Raw genomic sequence first — 3,864 nt, 5'->3', positions numbered from 1 at the left:
GAACAGCACCGCGATCAGGCTGAACAGGCCGGGCCGGCCGACCATCCGCACCGCGATCCAGTAGCAGAAATTGCGCAGCGCCTGGACGCCGGCATCCGCGCTCTGGAACTTGACCGCAAAGACCTTCTCGTTGCGCACGAACAGCACGCCGAACACCGGCACCAGCGACAGCACCGCGACCAGCGCGATGATGGTGGCGGCGAGCCCTGCCTCGCCGAATTTGCGGATCAGATCGGAGCTGGAGAACTGGAGCGCGATGAAGGAAATGCCAGCGGTGCCGTGCGTCAGCACGCAGGCCGGCCCCACCACCAGCACCGCGTTCTTGAACGCGGTGAACTTGTCCTGGCCTGCGATCAACCGGTCGCGCGCGGCGAAGGTCAGCTGCATCGAGTCCGAGAAGCTGATGACCATGATGAGCGGCGTCATCACGTTCAGGAACATGTTGAGATTGAAGTTGGCCCAGCCGAGCGCGCCGAGCGCCAGCAGGATCGCGATCATCGGCGGGAACGCGGCCGCGATCATGAACGAGATCTTGCGGAAGAAGATGATGGCGATGACGCAGCCGGCGAGAATGYCGAGGATGTTGTAGGTCAGCCCGTCGCGCTCGACCGCGTTGCGGATCTCGAGCTGCATTACCGGCACGCCGGAGAGCTGCACGTTGAGCCCGGTGTCGCCGAGATCCTCCTTCATCAGCGCGCGGATGTCGGCGACGGTCTTGGTCAGCTTGCTGGAGGCAACCACCTCCGGATCGAGCGACAGCACGACCAGGGCCAGCGTGCCGTCCTCCGACAACAGCTTGCCGCGGATGATCTCGTTGTTCTTGACGGTCTCGATGAACTTGTCATAGGCCGCGCCCTCGGGCAGCTCGGGCGGGAACAGCGCCGCCGGCAGCTTGCCCGGCGCCGGCGCCTGGCGCGCCGAGAACAGCGAGACCAGCCCGCGCGTGCCTTCAACCAGCTGCATGTCGGTGATGAAGTCGCGCAGCTTCTCGAGGTTGTTCCGGGCCAGCAGGTTCTTGCCTTCGACCACCACGAGGACGTCGAACTCCTCGGCCGGAAACTTCTTCGTCACCTCTTCGTACTGGTGGAATTCGCGGGTGTCGGAGCGGAACAGCTGCGACAGCGAATCGTCGATCTTGATCCGGTGGATGCCGAATACGGCGCCGACGATCAGGATGAGGAGGACCACGCAGGAGACGATCGGCGCCCGGACGGCGATCAGCCCGATGCGCTCCAGCCCGAAGGCGATGGAGGACGCAGGCCCCTGCTCGACCTTGTCGACATGAACCTCACTCTCGCTGTGCTTTTCGAGCATGCCTTATCCAGTTCCTAAATCGGCTCGGTCTGTGAGCTTATTGCGCTCCGCGAACGGCTTGAAAACGCCATACCAATGGGAGGCTTGCCCTTTGAAAATGCGCGGAAAATCGCCGCGAGGGGTTTAGCAGGTCCATAGCCTCCCTCGCAAGCAGGCGAAGTGTGGCCAAATCGATCAAGATGTGGCGATTTTGCCGGAATGCCCGTTATTCGGGCAAGGCCGTGCCAATTCGACGCGGTGCCCGGTCCGCGCTCTCGTCTTTCAGCGCTACGCCGGTGACCTCCCTTGCCAGCCCCTCGCGGACGAGCCAGGCGATCTTAAAGGCGGCCTCGTCATAGCTCAACCCAGCGTAGTGGATGTTCGATACGCAATTCCGCTCGGCATCGGTGCGGCCCGGCTTCGGCGCGAAGGTCAGATAGGCACCGAGACTGTCGGGCGCAGACAGGCCGGGCCGCTCGCCGATCAGCGTCACGACCATGCGCGCGCCGAGAATGGCGCCGATCTCGTCGCCGAGCGCGACGCGCGCGCCTGAGGCGACGACGACATGGCCGAGCGCGACACCAGCGTCGGCTGCGAGCAGCGGCAGCAGGCGCGTCACCAACGCCACCGCATGGGCGTGGACCGCCGCCGCCGACAGGCCGTCGCCGATCACGATCGCAAGCTGGCATGGCCTTGAGGCGATTCGCGCCAGAGCCTCGACCGAGCCGGCATCAAGCTGCCGTCCCAGATCCGGCCGCCGCAGATAGTCCCTGCGATCGACCGCCTGGCTCCTCGCCTCGGTGACGGCGAGACCGAGCGCGTCGAGATCTGCGACCAGATGCGGCACATCGAGGACCGCGTGCACGGCATCGCGGGCACGGGCGTGGTCCAGCGTGAAATCGAGCAACGCCCGCGTCGGAACGCTCGCACCGCTGCGGCCCAGCGCAACGCGCGCGGGCGTGAACGACCGTAGATCGAGGGTCGGGCGGCGCGGGACGGCCGGATCAGACATGTCGCGTCATTCGGCGGGAACGGAGGCCTCGCGCAGCCGCAGCGAATAGTTCGAGGCGTTCTGCTTGCCGCTGGAGGCCGCGCGCGCAAAGGTGATGAGATGGTGCGCGATCAGGGTGCACCCGATCAGCCCTTCGAGGTCGCCGCGCTTGATGCGCCCGAGCGCGAACTTCCAGAACACGCGCTTGTAGTCGCCGAGCACGCCCACTTTCCAGAAGATGTTGCGCAGCATGACGAGACCGCGCCGGATGTTGGGCCAGGTCTTCATCTCGTCCGGCGTCGGCATCTTCAGGCGGTGCACATAGACGTTGTCGCATTGATACTGGAAGCGCGCGTAGACCTTCTCGGGCTCGTAGGCGACGCCCATGGCGTGCTTCCAGGACGCGACGACATCGTCATAGGGCAGCAGGAAGTCGACATTCGAATCGCGGCCGTCGTCTTCGATCAGGCGTCCCTCGCGCTCCAGACGGTCCCACAACGGCGTCTTCGGCAGCGCCTGGAGCAGGTTGATGGTGAGCAGCGGAATCCGGGACTCCTCGACGAAGGCCAGCAGCGCCTCCGAGGTGTTCGGCTTGTCGGTGTCGAGCCCCATGATGATGCCGGACACCACCTCCATGCCGTAGGAGTTGATCGTTTGCACGCCCTCGAGGATCGGGACCATCATGTTGTGGTCCTTGTGCATCGCCTTCAGCGCGTCGGGATCGGGCGTCTCGATGCCGCAGAAGATGGTGATGAAATAGGCCTCGCGCATCTTCTCAAGGATCTCTGGCCGCTTGGCGATGTTGAGCGTCGCCTCGCAGGCGAGCCGCACCACATAGCCGGTCCGCTTCTGCCATTCGATCAGATGCGGCAGCAGGTCCATCGCCGCCTTGCGGTTGCCGATGAAATTATCGTCGACGAAATAGACCGTGTCGGTCATGCCGCATTCGCGCAGGCGGTCGAGCTCCGCGATGATCTGCTCCGGCGACTTGAGGCGCGGATTGCGACCGTAGAGACCGGGGATATCGCAGAACTCGCACTGATAGGGGCAACCGCTGGAATATTGGATGCTGCCGAGAAAGTATTTCTTCACGTCGGCGAGCTCATAGGCCGGGATCGGAAATTCCGTCATCGGCACGCGGTCCTTGGTGGTGAGCACCACCTGCGCCCCGGGACGCGACGTGTCGCGCGCCAAGATCTCGATCAGCTGGTTGGTGGCGTCACCGAGCTCGCCGACATGCAGATAGTCGAACGACGGGTAGTAGTCCGGGCAGGCGCTGACGGAGGGACCGCCGAGCGCGACCGGGAGATCGAATTCATGGGCGCGCCGGCAGATGTCGTTCATCTGCTGGCGCTGGATGTGCATGCCGCTGACGAAGACCACCTCCGCCCACGCGAACTCTTCCTTGGTCGCGCGACGGAGATTCTCATCGACGAATTTGACCTGCCACTCCTTGGGCAGATAGGCCGCGAGCAGCAAAAGCCCCTGGGGCGGCTTGAAGGCGCGGACGCCGTCTGTTAGCGGGTAGGAGTGTTCGAACGTTCCGAACGACGAGGTGTACCGCGGAAACACGCACAGAA

At 64.3% G+C, this 3,864-nt stretch carries 3 protein-coding genes; all 3 read right to left on the bottom strand.

The annotated features are described in order from the left end of the window. On the bottom strand, positions 1–1,314 hold a 1,314-nt coding region (locus AC1D00_RS30995), incomplete at its 3' end, for an efflux RND transporter permease subunit (RefSeq protein ID WP_477013274.1). Between the two features lie 205 nt (positions 1,315–1,519). Further along, positions 1,520–2,305 (bottom strand): ethanolamine ammonia-lyase subunit EutC, encoded by a 786-nt coding sequence (gene eutC / locus AC1D00_RS30990; protein WP_477013273.1) that lies wholly within the window; start codon positions 2,303–2,305, stop codon positions 1,520–1,522. A gap of 6 nt (positions 2,306–2,311) precedes the next feature. Beyond that, positions 2,312–3,862 (bottom strand): B12-binding domain-containing radical SAM protein, encoded by a 1,551-nt coding sequence (locus AC1D00_RS30985; protein WP_477013272.1) that lies wholly within the window; start codon positions 3,860–3,862, stop codon positions 2,312–2,314. Positions 3,863–3,864 lie beyond the last annotated feature (2 nt).

The organism is Bradyrhizobium sp. P2_E8 (assembly GCF_056403875.1).
The sequence above is the reverse complement of the archived record's forward strand: the minus strand, read 5'-3'. Positions and strand labels throughout refer to the sequence as shown.

Excerpts from the sequence above, each read along its gene's own strand:
- eutC (WP_477013273.1), bottom strand. The coding sequence starts at position 2,305 with ATGTCTGATCCGGCCGTCCCGCGCCGCCCGACCCTCGATCTACGGTCG.